We start from the raw sequence: 21836 nt of genomic DNA, 5'->3' as shown, positions 1-21836 counted from the left end.
CAATGGCTTACGAGATTTTGACCCCCGCCGAGATGGGTGAAGCTGACAGGCTAACCATCGCGGCTGGCCCCGGCGACGGTTACGCTCTCATGCTGAACGCCGGCCATGCCATCGCCCGTCATCTTCTGGCGCATCATGGCGACATGCCGGAATTTCACATCCTGTGCGGGCCCGGGAACAATGGCGGCGACGGCTACGTCATTGCCCGTCTCCTGATCGAGAGCGGCGCTCGTGTGCAGGTCTGGTCCACAGGCTCCCCGAAGCCCGGAACCGATGCAGCGCGGGCATTGGCAGACTGCCCTGTCAAACCCCGCGCCATCGACGGTTTTGAACCGGCGCCCGGCAGTCTCGTTGTGGATGCATTGTTTGGCGCTGGCCTCGACAGGCCGATAGCAGGCAAGGCCGCAGGCGCCATCGCCCGCGCCAACGATGCGCCGGTGCGCCGGGTGGCCGTCGACATGCCCTCGGGCCTCGATGGTTCCAGCGGACAGCCGCTCGGCCCCGTCCTCGAGGCGCACGCCACTATCACGTTCTTCCGCAAGAAGCCCGGTCACCTGCTCTACCCGGGTCGCACGCTCTGTGGTGATTTGACCGTCGTCGATATTGGCATCCGGGATGACGTTCTCGCCGCCGTGAAGCCAGGCTGTTTCGAAAACATGCCGCGCCTGTGGCGAGAGCTGCTTCCGGCGCCCGGTGCGGACACGCACAAGTACACGCGCGGCCATGTGGCGGTGTTTTCCGGCGATGCGACCTCGACCGGCGCAGCGCGGCTATCGGCGCTATCAGCAGCAAGAAGCGGTGCAGGCGCGGTCACCGTTTTGTCGCCCGATACAGCACTCTCCGTCAATGCCGCGCACCTCACCTCCATCATGCTCAGCCGCTGCGATCACAGGCAAGACCTGATATCGTTCATCGAGAGGCGAAAACCATCTGCCTTCGTGCTTGGCCCCGGCTTCGGCATTGGTGATAAAACACGCGAGTTTTCCCTGTCCCTGCTGCAGGACCAGTCAGTCAAACTGGTTTTCGACGCCGATGCGATCACATCCTTTCAGGATCGCCCGGACGCCCTCTTCAATGCAACGCAGCGCTTTCCGGAGGTCCGTCTCGTACTGACGCCCCATGAGGGCGAATTCAAGCGGCTGTTTCCGGATATCGTCGCCACCAAGACGCCATCCAAGCTCGAACGAGCTCGCGAGGCCGCCGCCCGCGCCGGCGCGATCGTCATATATAAAGGTGCCGATACCGTGATCGCAGCGCCGGATGGTCGCGCCGCGATCAATACCAACGGCACGCCTTTGCTGGCGACCGCGGGCTCCGGTGACGTGCTGGCGGGGCTTGCTGCGGGATTGATGGCGCAAGGCATGCCGCCCTTTGAAGCAGCTTGCGCGGCGGTCTACATTCACGGCGCAGCCGCGCACCATCTCGGCTTTGGACTGATCGCGGAAGACCTTCCAATGGCGGCCACGAAGGTCATCGCCGGGTTGCGGGCAAATCGCGATCCGGGAACCAACCGGGAAATGGACCGTTGATTGCCAGTGACGAAGACTGCACCAAAAAGACCACGATTCAACGAAAGCGGGAGTGAATCATGAAACTGTTTTTGCGGCTGACGGCCCCTCTCCTGATGATTGCAATGAGCGGCTGCGCCGGGATCAATTACGCTAAATCCAACTATGGCGGCTTGCCTCAGCAACAGTTCACGGCGTCAAGCGGCCAGTCATTCCAGATCATCGACAATCCGGCGCGCGGCCGGATGATGATAGGGCCGGGTACAGGCGGCTCGGCAACCGAAGGTTTCGTCCGCGGCCTTGGTATGGGCGTCGCCAACAGCCTCGTTGCCACTCCTCCAGTGGTCTACCGCGATGCCGCAGAACAGTACCTGCGCAGCTCCGGACGCAACTGCACTGCGCAGGATGTGACGGCTATCATGGATCCTCGCTACGAAGTTCGCTACCGCTGCATGGGCGGACGAACGAACCAGGACAGGATGCTGGGACCGGCCTGAGCGATTTCATTTAATTTGTGCCGATCTATTAACCCCGCGTTTACCTTGATCATTCACCTTGTTCCCAAGCGCGATTTGTATGGCGTACGCGCTTCCAGTCATTTACCGCCTGTCATTATTCTGTCGCAATGACAGGCTAATGATTACACATAGCGAATAGCTTATTTCCATCTTTGACCACGGATGTACTGGCACTGATGTTGAGGTAAGCTTAGGAAGGTCGGGTAGCTCCCGGCCTTTTGCTTTTTTAATACCTGCGTTGCATTTTCTTGCCGTTTCAGGCGCCATTTCGCCATGGCGTGAACATCAGCACCTAGTAAGTCACGGTCACGATGACGTAGTCGGAATAGATGCCTGCTGGAGGTGTCGCCTGCCCCCTGGGGACACGGGCATAGACGGTATAATTCTGCTCTGTCCCCGTACCAAGCTTCTCTGCCTGCCCGCTTGCAGTGATCATATCGCCCCAGGAAGCAGTCCGGCCCGGGTCGCTGTAAAGACCATAGCCGATCGATTGACCGACGGGGTCTGATCCGGCGAACATTTTCCTGGCGTTAGGGCCGATCGCCGCTTTGCCGTTGCCCAGCAGGATATTGTAACCCACATTCGGCGTGCAGTTGATTTTCAGCGAGCCGGTCGCGTCGATATCCTGACCCTGCGGCAGGGCCGCCATCTTGCCGAAATTGATCGGACTTGTGTCCACAGAGCAAGTCTTGTCGACCTTGATCCTGGCCATGAAATTCATTTGCGTAGTCTGGGTGCCAACGCCAAGCGGGCAGCCAGGCGGCGGTTCCAACAGGGTCAGCCAGCGATAGTAAAAAGTAATCGGTATATTCGCTGAATAGTCTCCTGACTCCACCCGCTGCTTCTCGATCCGCCCATAGGGAAATGTGAAGGTTCCATTGCCGACGCCCATAAAGACCACCGCCAATTGCATGAGGGTCGCTGGATAGCCCTGGTCCGGGGCGACTTTCGATCTGGCCGCATCGGAATAGAGCTGGAATTTTAGATCACTGCTGCCGGCCTTCATGCTGCGTGTTCCGGTTGCCGCGTCAAGCCTGCCCACTGCCGGACAGACCAGAACGGTTGTTCCAGGATCGAGGGGTGTACTCCAGCAAGAGTAGGTTATGTTCAATGAAGCGTCGAGAACGGCGGACCCCGACGGACTGCCCGAGAAGACCATTTCCCCGCTCGGGGCGAACGTGCAGGTGAGCGCGAAAGCCATCCGGGGGACCAGCGTGAACCCGGCAAGGCAGATCAGCAGTAACAACAACCGTCTCATTGGCACACCACATTCCTGATTGATACCTGGTTTCCGGGTTGTGGCCGGTAGGCAAAAGCTGCATGACAGGAGCTTCCGCCTGTCAGTTCAATCGAAACCAGATTTTCACCCGGCGCGAGCCCCTGGACGAATGCCTCGCCATCATAACCGACGACAAACGTGTTCCCGCTACCGTCGATCTTCCCCAGAAGCCCGGCCGCCAACGGCTTTCCATTTGCATCGAGCAACGTGACGATCGCCCCGCCGCCAGCTTCCTTGACATGGAAATCCACCACCACGCCGCCCTGGTTAGCGGGAACGATAATGCTTTGCGTATCACCGATAGCGGCATCGACGGGGAGGTTCTGCGGGTCGATATCGATCTGGTTGGTCTCCCATGAGTTGAGATCCGGCACGATGAGTCGCCCGCTGCCATTCGTATGCCCAACCACATTGTTGCCGGACTTCACTTCGACACCGGGGGCGCCAACATTGACCACGGCAAAGGCGTCATCGATACGATTGGTGGCAAAGACGCCGCCGCCTGCCACCGCAATAGCGCCATCGATCTGACCACTGACTCGTGCCGCGTCGCCATATTGCTGCACATAGCCATCGACGTGCGCGATCTTGCCGCGATAGCTGCCCGATACCGAGCGGTTGGGCGTCTTGCCCTCGCTGGTTCTCGCGGCCCAGCCATAGCTGCCCTGTTCCGTGGTCGCGTATTTCGCAACTTCCGCGAAACCGGCAATATCGCCGCCGTTATCGTCGGTACCGGTCGAGGCATAGATGCCGTTGTCGAAAGATACGGATAGTCCGGCATAGACGCCGAAATTGTCGCTGTCGTCTAGATCTGTAAAGGCGGACGCATGGAGCGACGTATTTTTGAATAACGACTGGCTGTAGGAAGCACTTGCCGCGCGGTTTCTCTCGCCGTTATCCATTTCGATCTGTGTGAAGGAAAGATTGATACTGGACCGGCTGAACGGCGTTGGAAGACTGAAGCTCACCTGATCGATCGAACGCGGTACCCGCGCCGAGAATATCCGCGCGCCCGGATAATAGTAGAACTGATCGCGAATGCGCTCGCTATCGGCGGAAACCGAAGCAATATCGTCATAATCCCCGAAAGTGCGCTGCATGCGGCCGTAAAGCGTCCATGTGTCATAGCGCAGTTCCAGCGACCCGTTCACAAGCACGCCGGTTTCGCCGTCATGCCGGCTCCCCGCCACCGCCAGCGACGTGGCGCCCCAGCGCCCGAGCGGAAAGGCGGCGCCAATGCCGCCGTTCAACAGATCGGCACCACCCTCCACATGGCTTTCCAGAGTCAGCCAGTTGGTCAGACCATAGCGGGCCGTCGCCGTGCCGAAAATGTCGCTGCTATAATCATTGGATTCGTTGCCGTAACCGCGGCGGGGAAAGCCGATTTCCGCCGAGAAATCGAGCAGTCCCTTGACCAGCTGCTCGCTCGAAGTATAAAACGGCAATGTCGTTCTGGTTTCACGGCCGAGCGTATCCTTCAACACCACCTGGGCCTCGCCCGCCCCGCTGATCACCGGAAAATTGGACAGTTCAAACGGCCCCGCCGGAATCTCCGTGCTGTAGGTCTTTACATTCTGCGTGTAGACATCAAGCGTCGAAGGAACCGCTGCCGAACCGGACACGACAGGCATGGGCAGGGTTACAAGATCCCCCCGCAAGGAGAAATTCCGTTCGATCTGCATGCCGCCGAGGTAGACGGAACGCGTCCAGGGCAATCCGCGCGAGACGAGATCGCCGGCATTATAGGTGATCAGGCGCTCCGCGTCGGAATAGTTCCACGTGGTGTTCAGCCGCCTGACGCCCTGCAATTCGCTGTCCGAGAAGCTGGCGGTGAAGGACTGGTTCAATGTTCCGAACGGGCTGAAGAACCGTGCATCGAAACCGCCGGAAATGCCCTGGAAAGGCTTGAGGTCGCCGTCCATCAAATTGTTGGAGCTCGAATAGAGCGAATAGTTCAGAACTGCGCCGGTGCTCGCGGAGGGTTTGGGCCGTTCCCGCCCGGTCCGCCGCGCATCGAGATCGATTTTGCGCGGCACGCGCGCCGCATCGGTCGCGGTCACGTAAATGCTCTGGGTATCCGGCACGACATGATATGCGATGCCCGGCAGATCGTTGAGGTGAATTGACCCGTCAGGCCGGATCGCATTCTTGACGGGCTTGATCCCCACTTCCTCGAGTTCATCCGGCTCGGCCGTCAGGCTGCCGTCGGGCAATTGCTCGAATGTGCCGACAAAATCCGTATTGACGTCGTTGATATAGACTGCGAGCTGCAGTCCCTGCGCCCCCGCCACCTGGCCCGCCACCTGAATAGCCGCCACCGGCGCGGCATCAAGCGGCATCTCTTGCGCCCGCCCTGCCGTGTCAAGGCAGGCGATGGCCCACAGAGCCAGCCCGATGCATCGAAGAGCACGCGTTGAAAACCTGCGCGGAGCGTCATCTCCACACCGCGCCAGGATTTCAAGGCTTGCTCTAGTTGCTGACGTCGACATCGGCTTCGAGAGCTCCCCTGTCGGTCTGCAGCTTCAGGACTGCCGGACCCGGTCTCAGCCCTTTTGCTGGGCCGAGCGGAAATTGCGCCGAGCTTCCAGCCAGCACATAGCCGCCCGCATCTTTCTTGACGCCGATGATCCGGCCGCTCTGCAGCAGCTGAATATCCGTCAGGCGAAGTTTCGTGCCGCCGGCATTGGACCCGAAAAGGACATAGCCGCCATTGGCGCGCCGGATATTCCAGCCGACCCGCGCTGCAGCCGATTGTTCGCTCCTGTAGAAGACCGGCAGTGAAAACCGCACGGTAAAATTGACCGTGCCCGCCTTCAGCTGCGACGGGTCCGGCAGTTCGTCGACCAGTACCCGGTAGCTTTCCTCGGCAGTGACCGGCGCTTTGCTGATCCGTACCACGCGCAACAGATATTGTTTGCCCGCGCCGATCTGCGCCGATGGCGGGCTCGCGACCACATCGGCCGTCGGCTCCAGCCTCTCAACACCCATGACCTGGCTCCAGCGGAAGACCCGGACCTGCACGTTGACCGGTCTGTTCTCCTCATTCCTGAGGGTGATGACGCCGGCGCTGGCCGGCATCACCTGGTCGATACGGGTAGGCGAAACCTGCAGGGAGGACGCCGCGGCAATGCCGGTTTGAAACGCGCAAAGGCCGAGAAGGCCGATGCCGTATAACAAGGATCGCATGGCGTCCTCCAGTGATGTGCAGAGCTGCTAGTTGAGCGTAACCAGGATCGCGACGGTGTCCTTGTAGACGCCAGAGCCAGGATTGATCTGGGGCTTTACCCAGCCGTAGACCGTGAACGGCACATTCGTCTGGGCGGCAGTCGTCGCCGCAGTATAACTCACGGCATCAGCACCTGTACCCCAAACTTTCTGATAGTCAGATGCAGTGTAGAGATTGTAGCCGACCTTCTTGGTCGCATCGGTGCTATTCGTCATATAGCGCGCGGCAGCACTGGCGCCAGCGCCTTTGCCGGCATCCAAACCAACGGTAAACTTGGCGTTTGCCGTACTGCAGGAAACGTTGAACGTTGCTGATTGCTTGATGTTGTCCGTCAGACCGGACCATGTACCGAAGTTGAGATTGGCGCCGTCAGTGTCAAAGACACTGCAACCCTCTTCAATTGTCAGCTGGACATTGAGCGTGCCGCTCTTGGAAGCCGCAAACGCAGAACCAGTGAAACCAAGCGAGGCAACGAGCGCGGAAGCAAATGCAATGCGTGTTGAAATACGAGACATCATCAAAAAATTCCCTATGATTCAAAATTAAATTGGTCCCTATAAATTGGGAGAACGTTTGTTAACATATCGCTGGCGCAAGGTGTCAATGCGCTACATTTTGAAAATACAAAGTATATCTGCTTTCTACAAAAACGCCTGTTTGGTGTTACCGATTAAACACACAACAACATAGGCGCATTATTTCGATTGTCCTTTAGTATTATTCTGTAGTTGCAAATGCCCTCCACAAAAAACATCAGAAGGTGAGTATGAGCGTAACCGTATCCTTGTAGACTCCGGGAAGAGGATTTGGGCTTCTCATATTCTGCGGGATACCTGCGACAACCGTTATGGGCTCGTCCGCTCCCGTGCCTGTGCCCCTTGTTATCGGTTTATTATTCTCATCGAGGGGAAAGGTTTCGATGCTCTCCCGGCCGAACATCAAATAATACCAGACGAGATTGCCTTTAGCGCTGCGCATCAATCGATGGCCTCATTATCATCATTCAGCCCCGCGCCAAGCGTGAGCGTGTAACCGGTGTTCGCGGCGCAATTGATGACAATGTCAGCTCTTTTCTCGATATCGCGCCTCCCCAATTTGAAGACCAGATTGGCATAGGTGCCGAAATCGATGCTGGGCACACTTTTCAGTTCGCAGCTTCCACCCTTGAGTGTCAAACCGATATTCAGTGTCCCCGTCGGCGATGCAGACAGCGCCGGTTGCGACAAAGCCATGACGATAGCCGCAGCGCGCAGGCCGGGCCCTGAAAAAAGACAATTCATAATGGTTATCCGGCAAAAAATAAAAAATAGACCCCAATTAATTGGGAGGCATTAATAAGTATTTCGCCTACGACGTGGATAGCGTCCATGTCAACAGAAAATCGGCAAAAGATTCGAAATATTAAGACTAATCCAAGCTTTCAAGCTGCCAATATAGAACAACTCAACCTAAGCACGAATATCGCCTTTTACTTAAGTCTAACATATCAACCAGTAATTGCATCGCCTCACACTATATACGCAAGCGTGGGTATGGGTATGGGTGATATTGGACCATCGCGTCAACAAAATGGATTTTTGCTCGCCAACCGAATGTTCCCGTACGTCAATAAGTAACGGTAACGACGATCGTGTCGCTATAGGCGCCTGGCGTCGGTGTCGTCTGCGGCGGGATACGTGCATGGACCGGCAGGTTCTGAGCATGACCCGTGCCTGTTTGGCTCGCCGTGTCGCTGCCGGCAGTATCCCCCCAGGCAAGATTTCTTACCGCATTGCGGTAAAGTCCATAGGTAATGGATTCCGCCCCTTTGGTCATTCTTCGTGCAGTCGGACCGGCATTGGCGCCGCCGGGGCCGAGCGCCACGACGTAGGGCGTCAACGGAGAGCATGTCACCGTTACCTGTCCATCCTGATCGATATTGGAACTCAGCACGCCGCGATTGCCAAAATCGATATCATGGGCGGAAACGAGGCAATCCTTGGCGGTCTGGAGGCTGACCGTGAAGCTGGTGGTCCCCTGAATGCCCGCGGGATTTGCGCATCCATTGTTGTCATTGTAGCGATAGCGGAACGGGGTCTGCGCTGCGGAAAATGCCGATGAATAGCTGCCGACGGGCGCCGTCGGCTGGTTGGCGCGAACCTGACCATATATTGTCGTCGTGGTCGTTCCGAGTCCAAGAAGCGGAACGTCGACGAAGATTTCCGGCGGGCGTGGCGTGAGTGCCCAAATCCACGAGCCCCAGACGACTTGCCGCGCTGGATCGCTATAGAGCTGATACGCAAGCGATCCCCCGCCGGTCATCAGCCGGAACGGGCCAATTGTACCTTGCGGTAAACGACTGGCTGAGTGTTCCATAGGGACTGAAGAATCGCGCATCGAAGCCGCCGGAAATGCCCTGGAACGGCTTCACATTCCCGTCCATCAAATTGTCCGTGCTGGCAAACAGCGAATAATTCAGCACTGCCCCATAGCTGGATTGGGGCTTTTGGCGCTCCTTATCAGGCTCCGGATTGATGTCGATGACCTTGGCCGCACGCCCTGCATCTGGAGTCGTGAAGTAAAGGCGCTGTGTTTCGGCCTCGATCCGGTATCCGACACCTGGCAATCGATCGATCCTGATCGATCCGTCAGGAGCGGCCGCCTTGCCATTCGGCTCAAGGCCCACCTCTCGCAGCTCCTCGGGTCGCGCTACCAGCGCGCCGTCAGGCAATTGCTTGAATGCACCAATCATTTTCATGGAATCACCGTTGATGAAGACCTCCAGATAGAGGTCCTTTGTCCCGGCGTTTTGCGATTGCGTATGACCCGGCGCGTCTCCCCCTGGCTCCTGCGCCTGCAACAAGGAAGGCGGACACAAACTCATGCAAATAATCGCCCCCAGCCTAACGGCCGCTGATCGCAATATCGGCATTCAACAACCCGGATTCGCTTTGCGCCTTCAGCCCGATTGATCCCGCGGAAACCGAATGCCCGCCGGCAATGGGCCACTGCATGCTTGCGCCGCCCAGCACGTAACCGACGAGCCCCTCGCGCGCGCCGAGCACACGGCCCTGCTGGGTCAGTTGCACATCGGCAAGCCTGAGCCGCATGTCACCCGTGTTACGGGCAGTGAGCACCAGCGACCCTTTCGTTTTGGCAATCCCCCAGTCGACCTTTGGTGGCGTTGCGTCCTGATCCTTGAAGAAAACCGGTATTGAATAGCGCACGACAAGGGTAACCGCTCCGGCCTTCTTGCGCGAAGGATCGGGCAACTCATCAACGATAACTCGGTAGCTCTCTTCACCCACGACCGGTTTCTTCGCCACGCGAAGCACGCGGATTGCATAATCCTTGTTCGCGGAAAGACTGGTGGAAGGCGGACTGACCACCACGTCATTGGTGGGGTCGAGCTGTTCAGCACCGTTTACCTGCGTCCAGCGGAACACTCTTATCTGCACATTGATCGGACGTTTTGCTTCGTTGGTCAACGTGAGGATCCCGGCACTGCCGGGCACTGTCATTTCGAGATTGGTGGGGGATACGCGCAGGGAGGCCGCCTGGACAACACCCGCAAAAAGCACAAGGCCCATCACCCCAATGCCATAAAGCACGGTTCGCATTCGATCTCCAGTATGAAATTAACCCGATAGACCTACCGGAAAATCAGCCCGACGAAGCATTTGGCGAGAACCAAAAAACTATCCTGTCCGTCAGGATGATTTCCGCAAACCAGTCTCTTAGTAAGTGACGGCTACCGCTACCGTATCGGAGTAGGCACCGGTCGCTGACGTGGACTGCGCTGGAACCCGCCCGTAAACGGGAATGGACTGCTCCACTCCGTTTCCTGTTCCGGACAATGTATCGGTAGCAGCCGTCGTCCCCCAGACTTCCGTAAAGGCCGCATCCCGGTAAAGATTGTAGTTGATCGTGGCATTACCTGGCCCAGTCATTTTACGGGCTGCAAGCGTTGCGCCTGCCCCAATTCCAAGCCCGAGACCCACACTGTAAGGCGTCCCGCTCGTGCATTGCACTTTAATGGCGCTCTGCGTATCAATATTTTGGTCTATGATACCACGTCCTTCAAAATTGTGTTCCTCGGATGATACCACCCTGCACTCGGCATTTATGTTGATCTTGACCGTGAAACTTCCTGTCACCGTGACCGCCAAAGCTGGGCTGGAAATGCCCAAAACAGCAGCAAAGCCCATCAATACGGCACGGTTTGGCAAAATGCTGAAACTCATTGAACCTCCTTTAAATAATCCGATGTGATACAACAATCTCTCGATCAGCAATAATATCTCAGTAATTATTTTCCGATTCTAACGGACCATACATTTAAAATGTATTATAGATCGGCACGGTCTTGCAACAAAAATTTCTAGTTCTCAAATAATTATCGGCACTTTATTGCCGTCATTGCGAAAACCTTCGATTGGTTAACTGATAAACCCACGACCGATCAAGAAGTTTCTACTTACAGTTGAATAAGGTTGCATTATAATTGACCTCAAAAGTGCGTTTTATGTTTTGCATCTACTTGGTGAACCACGTTTTAGGGTCAGGACCTGCCGGATAGTTGTATCCCGCATGGGTGAGTGCGAAAAAGCACCGCCGCATTTACAGATGATCCAATTTGCTGTGGAGTACGCATGTTCTGCCGGGACAGCTCATGAATGAATACATCTTGAACATTTGTCTTTTGGCGGCAAATATTGAGCCGGCAGAGTGAAAGATCGAACAGATGACGAATAAGACAAGGAACGCTTCTTCCGGAACACTGGCGCAGCTCAAACTGCTGACGCCTGAAAACGTCGGCACGGCAGTGAGGGGCCTCCCGCTGAAGGCCCAGGCTGCATTGCGCGCCGCTGCTCATCTGCCACGTGGCACGCTGACCATCACCACACCGGACAAGCGTGTCTTCAAGGTGGGCGGCGGACAAACGGGTCCCGATGCCGCGGTGGTCCTGCACAATTGGAATTTACCCCGCCGAGCCTTTTCTGGCGGCACAATCGGCTTGGCCGAATCTTATATGGATGGCGATTGGGAAAGTCCTGACGTCGCGACCTTCCTGGAACTCTTCGTGGTCAACGAACAGGTTGGCGAGGATCTTGCGGGCGGTTCAAACTGGTTCATGAACACTGTCCAGCGGCTACGCCATTGGCTTAACGAAAATACCCGGACCCGGTCGCGCAAAAACATCTCGGCGCATTACGATCTCGGCAACGCCTTCTATCGCGAATGGCTCGATCCGACGATGACGTATTCCTCGGCGCTGTATGGCGAAGGCGCCAACGATCTTGAAAGTGCGCAAACCGCAAAATATCGCGCCCTCGCCCGCAACATCGGAATTACCCCTGGAAGCAAAGTGCTGGAAATTGGCTGTGGATGGGGTGGCTTTGCCGAGTATGCTGCACGTGAGGTTGGTGCGCATGTGACCGGGCTTACCATCAGTCGCGAGCAATTCGAATATGCGACACAACGCATGCAGAAGGCCGGGCTCTCGGACAAGGTGGAGATCAAATTTCAGGACTATCGTGACGAGAAGGGAAAGTATGACCACATCGCCTCGATCGAAATGTTCGAGGCGGTCGGTGAGAAATACTGGCCGGTATTTTTCGGCAAGGTTAAGGACTGCCTCAATCCCGGCGGCAGCGCCGGCATGCAGATCATCACCATCAACGACAAATCCTTCGATCGCTATCGCAAGCGGCCGGATTTCATTCAACGCTATGTTTTCCCCGGTGGCATGTTGCCGACGCCGGAGAAGCTGAAAAAACTTGGCAAGGACTTCGGCCTCGATATCTATCGCGAGAATGTCTTTCCGCAGGATTATGCCAGGACGCTTGCCGAATGGCGCCAGCGGTTTTGGGGTTCATGGGACCGGTTACGGCACCTCGGCTTTGATGGTCGCTTCAAGAGGCTTTGGGAATTTTATCTCTTCTATTGTGAGGCCGGGTTCCGTTCAGAATATATCGATGTGCGCCAGGTATTCTATAAATCATGACAACCGATACATTCGATGAAGCCTTTGACCGCGTCTGGGCTATCGCCAACGGACTGAACCTTCCCGAACTCGTGCGCAGCACCACCCACGGTACGCCCTCGTTGAAAGTGAAGACATCCTTTCTCGGTCGTTTGAAGGATAAGGATACCTTCGCCATTCACTGTCCGCTGGAGGAAAAACCTCTCCTCATGGAAAACGTGCCGAACATCTATTTCGAGACCGACCACTACAAGGGCTGGCCCTACATCTTGATGCACCTGGACGCTGTATCCGACGCGGAACTTGCGCACCGCATCAAACTTGCCTGGCACGCCAAGGCGCCTGCCAAGATCAAGAAAGCATTCGCCGCGGAGTGAACACCATCTGGGTAGCTGCCGGGACAATCTTCCACCAAAATAATCGAATCTCACCCGTGAACCGCCGATTCTTGCCAAAGAACGTGCGATTATGGCCAAAGCTTATCAATCATCGCGAGAAAAATAGGTGTATCTAGTTGAAGCGTACCCTAGCTTGCGACATCGATAAGCGCGGTTTCGACGCCGAGGCCGGTGCGGTCCGCGACTTCGCGCAGCGCAAATGAAGAATTGATTTTCGTCACATGCGGCATGGCCGAGAGCCAGAATTTGTGTATACGCTCGTAGTCTTCAAGATCCCTCGCAGCAATGCGAAGCAAATAATCATATTCGCCAGACATAAGGTAACAAACAAGAACATTTGGACATCGCTTTACTGCCGTTTCGAATTCACGAAGTTGTTTATCGGCTTGACCGGAAAGTGAAATATTGACGATTACGATGACCGGGTGCCCGAGCATCTTGTTTGAGAGCCGCGCATGGTACCCGCGGATGACGCCCGACTTCTCCAATATATCCAATCGCCGTGAACAGGCAGATTGCGACAGGCCCACCTTTTCGGCCAGTGTCGCATTCGACATGCGGCCATCCTTCTGCAGGTTGTCGAGTATGGCGATATCAATCCTGTCTAATGACATTGTTCGAGCTTTCTTCGGCAGATGTGTTGTTTCGCGCAAGATTATTCGAAAAATGCAAGCCAGTCGAGGCTTCTTGGCAAGGACATGCGACGCGATTCGTGATGTGATATTTGCCTCAAACGGGAACACTTATAAACACTATCAGGAGGCGTTATGCGCGTTGGCTGCCCGAAGGAAATCAAAAACCATGAATATCGCGTCGGTCTCACTCCGGGGGCCGTACGCGAATATATCGCCCATGGCCATCAGGTCATCGTCCAGTCCGGAGCTGGCATTGGAATAGGCGCCGACGACGGAGCCTATCAGGCAGCAGGCGCAAAGATTGCCAAGACTGCTGAAGAAGTATTCGCACAATCTGACATGATCGTTAAAGTAAAAGAGCCGCAGCCAAGCGAATGGACGCAGCTTCGCGACGGACAGATTCTTTATACATATCTTCATCTTGCTCCAGATCCGGAGCAGACAAAAGGTCTCCTCGCCTCTGGCGTCACTGCTATTGCCTACGAAACTGTAACGGACGATCGCGGCGGCCTGCCATTGCTTGCGCCGATGTCGGAAGTTGCCGGACGCCTCGCCATCCAGGCCGGTGCGACCGCATTGCAGAAGGCCAATGGCGGACGCGGTGTGCTCCTCGGCGGCGTGCCTGGCGTGCTACCCGGCAAGGTGACCATCATCGGCGGCGGTGTTGTCGGCATCAATGCGGCAATGATGGCAACGGGCCTCGGCGCCGACGTGACAATCCTCGACCGCTCGATTCCGCGTCTGCGTCAGCTCGACGACCTGTTCCGCGGCCGCATTCACACCCGCTACTCGACCATAGAAGCCCTTGATGAAGAAGTGTTTTCCGCCGATATCGTCGTCGGCGCCGTTCTCATCCCGGGCGCTGCGGCACCCAAGCTGGTGACCCGCGAAATGCTGTCGGGCATGAAGAAAGGCGCCGTCATTGTCGATGTCGCCATCGATCAGGGCGGATGCTTTGAAACATCCCACGCCACGACCCATTCGGAGCCGACCTATGAGGTCGACGGCGTCATCCACTACTGCGTCGCAAATATGCCCGGTGCCGTTCCAGTCACCTCGGCCCATGCGCTCAATAACGCCACCTTGCAATATGGTCTGCAGCTGGCCGACCGGGGCGTCAAGGCGCTTGTCGACAATCCGCACCTGCGCAATGGTCTCAACGTCCACAAGGGCCGCATCACCAATCAGGCTGTCGCCGAGGCACTCGGTCTTGAGATGGTTGAAGCAAAAGCGGCAATAGCCGCCTGATATTATTGCATAAAATTTAGAAGGGCCCGGACACACGTCCGGGCTTTTTTATGCCAAATCGATCCGGCACTGGAAGCAATTGTTCCTTGCCGAGCGCATGTGGACGTAAGCGACATCGTCGCGTTTCAGCAGCTCTTCTGCCCGATCCGGTATGTCATTGGTCTTGATCACTCCGCCGGTTCCGTAGACGATCCTGTCCTGGCACGAATAGCCGCGCAGGATGTAGTCACGACTTTCACGAAACATCTCCGGCATTTCCGTCGTCTCTCCATAGCGCTCACATTCATCCGCGTGCAGGAAGATCGGCCCCGTTTCCGCATAGGGCTGCGGTGCCGGAAACGGCCGGTGTGAAAGGACGAGATATTTATCACCTGCGTTCACATTGTGCAGACAGTGCCTGCAGGGCACGCCATCTCCGTCCGAGATTTGGACCTCCGGTGTCTGGCCATTGGCATCAGGACCGCCCGCCTGATAGTGACGGGCGAGCGTGGTGGGCATTGCAATAAATCGGATCGTGCTCATGAGTGCCTCCTTTGTTGGAGCAAGGAAACACCTCAATTTCGCATGAAACCACCCGATTCTTGCAGGAAAAGCATCGGATGGAAGCGGTGTCTTATTTCGCAACGTTAATATGGACAGTGACATAACTATAAACATCACTGCCGGGCGCCTTGCTCGAAACAACCACTTTATCGGTACCAACAAAACCTGATTTGGAGGTGTAGAAAGCACCGACCGCTGCAATTTTGCGCACGTTACACTTTTGCAGCGAATGACCTTGTGCGAAGAAAGGAGAAACCGCCCCTCGCCAGAGATCAACCGTTCCATTTGCGGGAGCTGCTGCAACTTTGAAATCAGGGACTTTGCCGCTGGAACAGTCTGGATTGACCATATAGTTGCTTAAAAGTCCAGTTTTGTGCCCTGATTTTGCAGATATCGTAAAGGCAGACGACCCGGTACGGGTGCTTGTGAGTTCCGATGTTTGGCAACCGGCAGCTGATAGTCCTGACGAAACTGCCGTCACGGTCAACAATACTTGCTTCAAATTCATTTCAATCCCCCTGAAACCCTTCTATGAAGAGCTGATAGAGAGATTCTAGGCGCCCCGCTATACAACTTAAGGTGGAAACAAGACGATATCGAAGACTAATTCCAGGCTTCGATTTCCGCTTCTGCAAAACTGACGGGCTTGAACCCCATCCTCTGGTACATTTGCAATGCACGCGGACTATCGAGTGTATTGGTTTCGATGATCACCTTTTGCGGGCTACTCATCCATGCTGTCGAGATCGCCTCATTCAGAAAGAACTTGGCCAGGCCCCTTCCCTGGAACTCCGGAACCAGGCCGAAATACAGAATTTCGGCGACGCCTTGCGCTTCGTCGAGCACAAGTTCGAAGAAGCCTGCTGGCGATCCGTCGGCGTACAGAACGTGAATATCGATATTGTCGCGATGAATGATTGCTGCCAAATCCTCATCACTCAGGTTGCGGTGCACCGACCAATGGTGCGGTTTTCCGACCTGCTCGTAGAGAAAACGGTAGAATGGCAGCGAAATCTTCGTGGCCCGCATCAATGCGAGCTTGAAGCTGACAGGCGTCGGCACAGACTGGGTCGGCCGCTCCGTCATTTCCAAGTGCGTAACCCGCGTTCTCAAAATTCGTGGCTTTGCTGCGTCGGTCATGACTCATGCATCCCCGGTAACGACCGGTGTGTCCTTGTTTCCGCCCCACTCAGTCCAAGACCCATCATAAAGCATATTGTCGTTGTGACCGAGGGATTCGAGTGCGAGCGTAATGACGGCCGCCGTAATGCCCGATCCACAACTCGTCACAATTGGTCGTGACAGGTCAACACCAGCCTCATCCAGAACTTGTCTTAGAGCACTGATATCTTTCAGATATCCGTTATCAGCCAAGCTTGATGAAGGGACATTACGCGCGCCCGGCATGTGCCCCGAGCGCAACCCTTCCCGCGGCTCCGGATCAACACCCTTGAAGCGGCCGGCAGCGCGGGCATCGGCGATCTGCCGCGAACCATTCTCGACGATCTTGCGCATGTCGGCAAAGCTCGCCACCTTGGCAGCATCGAATTTGGGCACAAAGGCAGATGGCGCGATCTTGGTCACCGCATTGGTAACCGGCCTGCCGGCCTTCTTCCAGTTTTCAAAACCTCCGTCGAGCACGAATACACTCGTCGCGCCCATTGTCCGGAACATCCACCAGACGCGTGGCGATGTGTGCATCCCCGGACCATCATAAACAACAATCGTATCGTCATTTGTGATCCCCATGCTGCTGACGGCTGCCGCAAAAGCTTCCGGCTTTAGCAAGGTGTGCGGTAGCGATGAGTCGGAATCTGACAGTTTCTCGTGGTCGAAAAAGACGGCGCCTGGAATGTGCGCCGCATCATATTCCGCCTTGGCGTCTCGATTCTGGAATGGGAAATACCAGGATGCATCGAGAATGCTGAGGCCCGGTTGATCCAGACGCTCTTGCAACCATTCGGGGGAAACCACAAAAGCGCTCTTGTCCGACACGTTCATTCTCCTTCCGGCGAGGTACCAAAGCGGATACGGAACCGCCGGTTTTCCTTGCCCTTCTTTTCAATTTTTCCGATGTGGATCGCTCCGACTTCGCCAGTGGTAGCGACATGCGTTCCCCCGCAGGGCTGAGAATCCACTGAAGCATTCTCGCCGATGCACACCAGCCTGATGCGTCCAGTGCCCATTGGTGGACGCACATTCTTGGATTTTATCAGGCCCGGATTGGCGGCCAGTTCTTCATCCGTGATCCAACGTGTGAAGATGGGATGATTGGCATTGACCAATTCCATCAGTTTCGCGGTTACGCCTTCCTTGGTCACGCCTGCATCCGGTAAATCAAAATCCACGCGGCTGTCATCCTCGCCAACCGCCGCGCCGGTTATCGGAAACGGGCAGACGACACTGAGCAAATGGCATGCTGCATGCATTCGCATCAGCTTGTAACGCCGGTCCCAATCGAGGCGCAGGCGTAATCTTTCACCAATTGCAGGAACAGGCTGATCAGGTGTCGGCACATGGATGATCTCATCCTTAGTTTCGCCAGTCACGGTTGCCGCTATTGCGATGGTCGAGCCATCGGAGCGAATAAACATGCCCGTATCGCCAGGCTGGCCGCCCGAGGTTGCGTAAAACACCGTCCGGTCCATTAGAATGCCGCCGCGTTCATTGATCGCGAGCACCGTCGCGTCGATTTCCTTCATGTAGGAATCGTCGCGGAAAAGGATCATCGTGTCGTACGCCATCAGGATTTATTCTCGAACGGAACCGGTATGTTGGTCTTCGCCTCCATCCATGCCGGCACAGGCAAATCCTTGGAACGCAGGAACTCGGGGTTAAACATCTTTGATTGATAGCGGTTGCCGTAATCGCAGAGGACCGTGACAATGATGTGATCTGGCCCCATATCGCGCGCCATGCGGATTGCACCGGCAACATTGATGCCGGACGAGCCGCCGAGACAAAGCCCCTCTTCCGTCACCAGATCGAACACCACTTCCAATGCTTCCGCATCCGGGATTTGGTACGAAAAGTCTGGCGCAAAGCCTTCGAGATTGGCCGTAACGCGCCCCTGCCCGATACCTTCGGTTATCGAACTTCCCTCGGCCTTGAATTCACCCGTCGTATAATAGGAATAGAGCGCCGCACCGAGCGGATCAGCAAGCCCGATCCTGATTGACGCATCCCTGACTTTCAGCCCTTGGGCAACGCCGGCCAGCGTGCCGCCAGAGCCAACAGCACAGATGAATCCGTCCACCTTGCCATTCGTATCACGCCAGATTTCCTGTGCCGTGGTTTCCACATGCGCCTGGCGATTGACGACATTGTCGAACTGATTTGCCCAGATCGCACCATTCGGCTCGGTTTTCGCCATCTGCTCCGCAAGACGGCCGGAGACTTTCACATAATTGTCCGGGTTCTTGTAGGGAACAGCAGGCACCTCAACAAGCTCCGCGCCGAGCAACCGCAACGCATCCTTCTTTTCCTGGCTTTGGGTTTCGGGGATCACGATAACGGTGCGGTAGCCCAATGCTTTGGCGACCATGGTGAGGCCGATGCCGGTATTACCGGCCGTGCCCTCGACAATTACGCCGCCGGGCCTGAGCAGTCCACGCTTTTCAGCGTCGCGGATAATATAGAGCGCCGCGCGGTCCTTGACTGACTGGCCTGGATTCAAGAACTCGGCCTTGCCGTAAATTTCGCAACCGGTGAGGTCGGACGCTTTCTTCATGCGAATGAGCGGTGTGTTTCCGATGGTGTCGATCACTGAATCAAACATGCGCATAGTCCTTCATTCTGTTGGAACTGAACCTATTTGCCCCGGGGAAGGCGTTCAAGCGCAGAATTCCTCAAACTGGACGATATGCGGTTATTTGTTTTGGTGGAACAAGTTGATCGAAGGGAACCAGCAAATAAAAAGCCGCCAACACGATGTGCTGACGGCCGGAAAGTCGTTGGCGAGGACGCCTAGGCGGCTTTGGCGCCAAAGCTCTTGCGCTTGTTGCGGCGGAAGGGACGCTTTTGCGCCGGCGCGCCACCGTCGTTGCTCCAGATCTTTTCGCCGCGCGCCTCGCGCGGCTTACCGGAACCGGCAGACTGACCGCGGTGCGGCTTCTTGCCAGGTGCGCCAGTGCCGCCTTCGCGGCGTGGTGGACGCTGGTCGCTATTGGCTGCACGAGCCGGCAAGCTAGACAGATCGATTGGGGAATCATGCATCGGAAGGCGCATCCGCGTGACGCGTTCAACCGCCTTCAGCTTTGAGCTCTCTTCTGCAGGATCGTACAATGTGATTGCCGAGCCCGATGCACCGTTACGACCGGTACGGCCGATGCGGTGAACGTAGCTCTCTGGTTCGTCTGGCAGGTCGAAATTGATCACATGGCTGATACCAACGACATCGATACCGCGTGCTGCAATATCGGTGGCGACGAGAACGCGCACAGAACCATCCTTGAAGCCGTTCAACGCGCGCTGGCGTGCATTCTGCGACTTATTGCCGTGAATGGCGGCAACGTCATAGCCGTCCTTCTCGAGGACCCGCGTCACAGCATCAGCACCATGCTTGGTGCGGGTGAAAACGATGACCGAAGCCAAGGTCTCGTCCTTAAGCATGGCAGAGAGAACCTGCTTCTTCTGCTTGGTCGGGATCATATGCACGACCTGCTTGATTTCGGCAGCTGTAGTGCCCTGCGGTGCGACTTCAACGCGAACCGGATTACGTAACAGGGTGGCTGCCAGCGTTGCCACTTCCTGGGGCATGGTCGCCGAAAACAGCGCGGTCTGGCGATCGCGATGCGTGCCCTTGGCGATACGCTTCACGTCGTTGATGAACCCCATATCGAGCATGCGGTCGGCCTCGTCGAGCACAAGCCAACGCGTCTCGGATAGATCGACGCGGTTGTCACGAACAAGGTCGGTCAACCGGCCGGGGGTTGCGATCAGGACATCGACACCGGCCTGCATCTTATTGATCTGCGCAATACGCGAAACGCCGCCAAGGACGAGAGCGGTCGAGATATGTGCGCCTTTCGCCAAGGTGCGGAACGTTTCTTCGATCTGCACGGCAAGTTCGCGGGTTGGCGCAAGGACCAGCGCGCGCGCCGTCTTGCCCTTGCGCTTGTCACCGATAGTGATGATCTTCTGCAGGATTGGCAGAGCAAAAGCTGCTGTCTTGCCAGAACCCGTCTGGGCGATGCCGAGAATGTCCTGACCTGCAAGCTGTGCCGGGATGGCCTGTGCCTGGATCGGCTTGGGAGTAGCCATTCCGGCAGCCTCGACTGCTTTCAGCAGGATGGCATTCAGACCCATGGCCGCAAAGCCGTTTGTTTCAATAGTTTCCAATTCAATCTTCTTTCACTGGCCAGCGCGGATTATCGCGGGCCACACAACGCATCACAGGGCGCAACCTGCGTGCAACAATTTCTGGATGAACGACGAGACGCGGAAAACCATATGCCAAAGGCTTGTGGTTCCATGCGACTTGCGCAGCCGTGCCCTCCGCTTCATGCGGATGGGTCTCAGACGCCACAAGTCCTAGTTCGGAAGTCCGGATTGACCGGTCCAAGCGCCTGAACGGCATATGGGCTTTCTTGCGCTAAAAAGCAAACGATTTTATTGTGCAACGCAAAACGACGGAATTATTTGGCGAACCGCTTGGCACCCGCAACGCACAGGATGACCGCCATGGTGACAATGATCATCGGCCAGCCCACGGGCTCATGCAACAGCGTTGCAGCAAGAACGAGGCCGAAGAATGGCTGCAGTAATTGCAGCTGACCGACGGCCGCGATTCCGCCCTGTGCGAGACCGCGATACCAGAAGATAAAGCCAATCAGCATCGAGAATAGCGAGACGTAGAAAAGGCCAATCCATGCTGGCTCACCAATGCCGCTCCAGTTCTCGGGCAGTATATAAAGCGTAAGCGGCAGCATGACCGGCAACGAAAGAACAAGCGCCCAGCAAATGACCTGCCAGCCCCCAAGTCTGCGTGAGAGCTGGGCTCCTTCGGCATAACCAAGGCCGCAAACGACAATCGCGGCAAACATCAGGAGATCCCCGGTCAACGACGCGGAGAGATTCTGCGTCAGCGCAAAACCGGCAACGAGCAGGCTGCCGAGACAGGAAAACAGCCAGAACAGCGGACGCATGCGTTCACCCGCACGCAAGACGCCAAATATAGCGGTTGCAAGCGGCAGAAGACCAACAAACACAATGGAATGTGCCGAAGTGATGTGACGCAGTGCCAGAGCTGTCAGTAGCGGAAACCCGACAACCACACCCATCGCTGTGATAAATAGCGGGCCGAGATCGGCCTTTGTCGGGCGCTTTTCACGAAAGGCAAGCAGCAATGCTAGTGCCAGCGCCGCAGCGATGGTGGCACGAGCGCTCGTCAAAAAAATGGGGTCGAAATCCGCAACGGCGGCGCGTGTAGCCGGCAGCGATCCGCTGAAGATCAGTACGCCCACGAAGCCATTGATCCAGCCATTCGTTATCTTGTCCATATTTTTCATCCAGCCA

At 56.3% G+C, this 21836-nt stretch carries 24 protein-coding genes; 5 read left to right on the top strand and 19 right to left on the bottom strand.

Features of this window, described 5'->3' with window-relative positions; genetic code table 11:
• Positions 1 to 2: 2 nt before the first annotated feature.
• The gene (locus CU103_RS06540) at positions 3 to 1529 is read left to right on the top strand and encodes an NAD(P)H-hydrate dehydratase (protein ID WP_106663095.1); all 1527 of its coding nucleotides are present in this window, start codon (positions 3 to 5) and stop codon (positions 1527 to 1529) included.
• Between the two features lie 59 nt (positions 1530 to 1588).
• On the top strand, positions 1589 to 2005 hold the full coding sequence (locus CU103_RS06535) for a hypothetical protein (protein ID WP_106663094.1): 417 nt from the start codon (positions 1589 to 1591) through the stop codon (positions 2003 to 2005).
• A 313-nt stretch (positions 2006 to 2318) separates the two neighbouring features.
• Here CU103_RS06535 and CU103_RS06530 read toward each other — a convergent pair whose 3' ends face one another.
• From CU103_RS06530 to CU103_RS06485, 10 genes are all read right to left on the bottom strand, one after another.
• Complete coding sequence (locus tag CU103_RS06530) at positions 2319 to 3284, bottom strand: Csu type fimbrial protein (protein ID WP_106663093.1); 966 nt, start codon at positions 3282 to 3284, stop codon at positions 2319 to 2321.
• Positions 3281 to 5794, bottom strand: coding sequence for a fimbria/pilus outer membrane usher protein (locus CU103_RS06525; protein WP_106663092.1), 2514 nt, complete (start codon positions 5792 to 5794; stop codon positions 3281 to 3283). Before CU103_RS06525 ends, CU103_RS06530 begins: the two co-directional genes overlap by 4 nt.
• Positions 5775 to 6491: a fimbrial biogenesis chaperone gene (locus CU103_RS06520; protein WP_106663091.1), complete on the bottom strand. Its 717-nt coding sequence runs from the start codon at positions 6489 to 6491 to the stop codon at positions 5775 to 5777. Before CU103_RS06520 ends, CU103_RS06525 begins: the two co-directional genes overlap by 20 nt.
• 27 nt (positions 6492 to 6518) lie before the next feature.
• On the bottom strand, positions 6519 to 7049 hold the full coding sequence (locus CU103_RS06515; protein ID WP_106663090.1) for a Csu type fimbrial protein: 531 nt from the start codon (positions 7047 to 7049) through the stop codon (positions 6519 to 6521).
• Between the two features lie 235 nt (positions 7050 to 7284).
• Positions 7285 to 7509: a Csu type fimbrial protein gene (locus CU103_RS06510; RefSeq protein WP_106663089.1), complete on the bottom strand. Its 225-nt coding sequence runs from the start codon at positions 7507 to 7509 to the stop codon at positions 7285 to 7287.
• Complete coding sequence (locus CU103_RS06505; protein WP_106663088.1) at positions 7509 to 7811, bottom strand: spore coat protein U domain-containing protein; 303 nt, start codon at positions 7809 to 7811, stop codon at positions 7509 to 7511. Before CU103_RS06505 ends, CU103_RS06510 begins: the two co-directional genes overlap by 1 nt.
• Positions 7812 to 8136: 325 nt before the next feature.
• On the bottom strand, positions 8137 to 8832 hold the full coding sequence (locus tag CU103_RS06500; protein WP_162707282.1) for a Csu type fimbrial protein: 696 nt from the start codon (positions 8830 to 8832) through the stop codon (positions 8137 to 8139).
• The gene (locus CU103_RS31015) at positions 8795 to 9394 is read right to left on the bottom strand and encodes a hypothetical protein (protein ID WP_146147752.1); all 600 of its coding nucleotides are present in this window, start codon (positions 9392 to 9394) and stop codon (positions 8795 to 8797) included. Before CU103_RS31015 ends, CU103_RS06500 begins: the two co-directional genes overlap by 38 nt.
• Before the next feature lie 19 nt (positions 9395 to 9413).
• Entirely contained in the window at positions 9414 to 10130 is a 717-nt protein-coding gene (locus tag CU103_RS06490) for a fimbrial biogenesis chaperone (protein WP_106663085.1), read from the bottom strand.
• Positions 10131 to 10247: 117 nt separating this feature from the next.
• A complete protein-coding gene (locus CU103_RS06485) occupies positions 10248 to 10718 on the bottom strand; it encodes a Csu type fimbrial protein (protein WP_425350574.1) in 471 nt (156 codons plus the stop codon).
• A 536-nt stretch (positions 10719 to 11254) separates the two neighbouring features.
• Between CU103_RS06485 and CU103_RS06480 the strand changes: the two genes are divergently transcribed.
• Positions 11255 to 12517, top strand: a complete 1263-nt coding sequence (locus CU103_RS06480; protein ID WP_106663083.1) for an SAM-dependent methyltransferase — start codon at positions 11255 to 11257, stop codon at positions 12515 to 12517.
• Positions 12514 to 12873: a hypothetical protein gene (locus CU103_RS06475; RefSeq protein WP_106663082.1), complete on the top strand. Its 360-nt coding sequence runs from the start codon at positions 12514 to 12516 to the stop codon at positions 12871 to 12873. The genes CU103_RS06480 and CU103_RS06475 overlap by 4 nt, the downstream gene beginning before the upstream one ends.
• Positions 12874 to 13022: 149 nt before the next feature.
• On the opposite strand, the gene CU103_RS06470 is transcribed toward CU103_RS06475, so the two are convergent.
• On the bottom strand, positions 13023 to 13508 hold the full coding sequence (locus CU103_RS06470) for an Lrp/AsnC family transcriptional regulator (RefSeq protein WP_106663081.1): 486 nt from the start codon (positions 13506 to 13508) through the stop codon (positions 13023 to 13025).
• 153 nt (positions 13509 to 13661) lie between these two features.
• Here CU103_RS06470 and ald point away from each other — a divergent pair, with 153 nt between their 5' ends.
• Complete coding sequence (ald, locus tag CU103_RS06465; protein ID WP_106663080.1) at positions 13662 to 14777, top strand: alanine dehydrogenase; 1116 nt, start codon at positions 13662 to 13664, stop codon at positions 14775 to 14777.
• A gap of 48 nt (positions 14778 to 14825) precedes the next feature.
• Here ald and CU103_RS06460 read toward each other — a convergent pair whose 3' ends face one another.
• From CU103_RS06460 to CU103_RS06420, 8 genes are all read right to left on the bottom strand, one after another.
• Positions 14826 to 15299, bottom strand: a complete 474-nt coding sequence (locus tag CU103_RS06460) for a DUF1203 domain-containing protein (RefSeq protein ID WP_106663079.1) — start codon at positions 15297 to 15299, stop codon at positions 14826 to 14828.
• Positions 15300 to 15390: 91 nt separating this feature from the next.
• The gene (locus CU103_RS31010) at positions 15391 to 15828 is read right to left on the bottom strand and encodes a hypothetical protein (protein WP_146147751.1); all 438 of its coding nucleotides are present in this window, start codon (positions 15826 to 15828) and stop codon (positions 15391 to 15393) included.
• 95 nt (positions 15829 to 15923) lie between these two features.
• A complete protein-coding gene (locus CU103_RS06450; RefSeq protein WP_106663077.1) occupies positions 15924 to 16460 on the bottom strand; it encodes a GNAT family N-acetyltransferase in 537 nt (178 codons plus the stop codon).
• A gap of 3 nt (positions 16461 to 16463) precedes the next feature.
• On the bottom strand, positions 16464 to 17315 hold the full coding sequence (sseA, locus tag CU103_RS06445) for a 3-mercaptopyruvate sulfurtransferase (protein WP_106663340.1): 852 nt from the start codon (positions 17313 to 17315) through the stop codon (positions 16464 to 16466).
• 2 nt (positions 17316 to 17317) lie between these two features.
• Entirely contained in the window at positions 17318 to 18064 is a 747-nt protein-coding gene (locus CU103_RS06440) for an alanyl-tRNA editing protein (RefSeq protein WP_106663076.1), read from the bottom strand.
• Positions 18064 to 19098, bottom strand: a complete 1035-nt coding sequence (locus CU103_RS06435) for a cysteine synthase A (protein ID WP_106663339.1) — start codon at positions 19096 to 19098, stop codon at positions 18064 to 18066. The genes CU103_RS06440 and CU103_RS06435 overlap by 1 nt, the downstream gene beginning before the upstream one ends.
• A 188-nt stretch (positions 19099 to 19286) precedes the next feature.
• A complete protein-coding gene (locus tag CU103_RS06430) occupies positions 19287 to 20627 on the bottom strand; it encodes a DEAD/DEAH box helicase (protein ID WP_106663338.1) in 1341 nt (446 codons plus the stop codon).
• A gap of 329 nt (positions 20628 to 20956) precedes the next feature.
• A complete protein-coding gene (locus CU103_RS06420) occupies positions 20957 to 21820 on the bottom strand; it encodes a DMT family transporter (RefSeq protein WP_106663074.1) in 864 nt (287 codons plus the stop codon).
• Positions 21821 to 21836: the final 16 nt, after the last annotated feature.

The sequence above is a fragment of the Phyllobacterium sophorae genome, from assembly GCF_003010965.1.
Classification (GTDB): domain Bacteria; phylum Pseudomonadota; class Alphaproteobacteria; order Rhizobiales; family Rhizobiaceae; genus Phyllobacterium; species Phyllobacterium sophorae.
The sequence above is the reverse complement of the archived record's forward strand: the minus strand, read 5'-3'. Positions and strand labels throughout refer to the sequence as shown.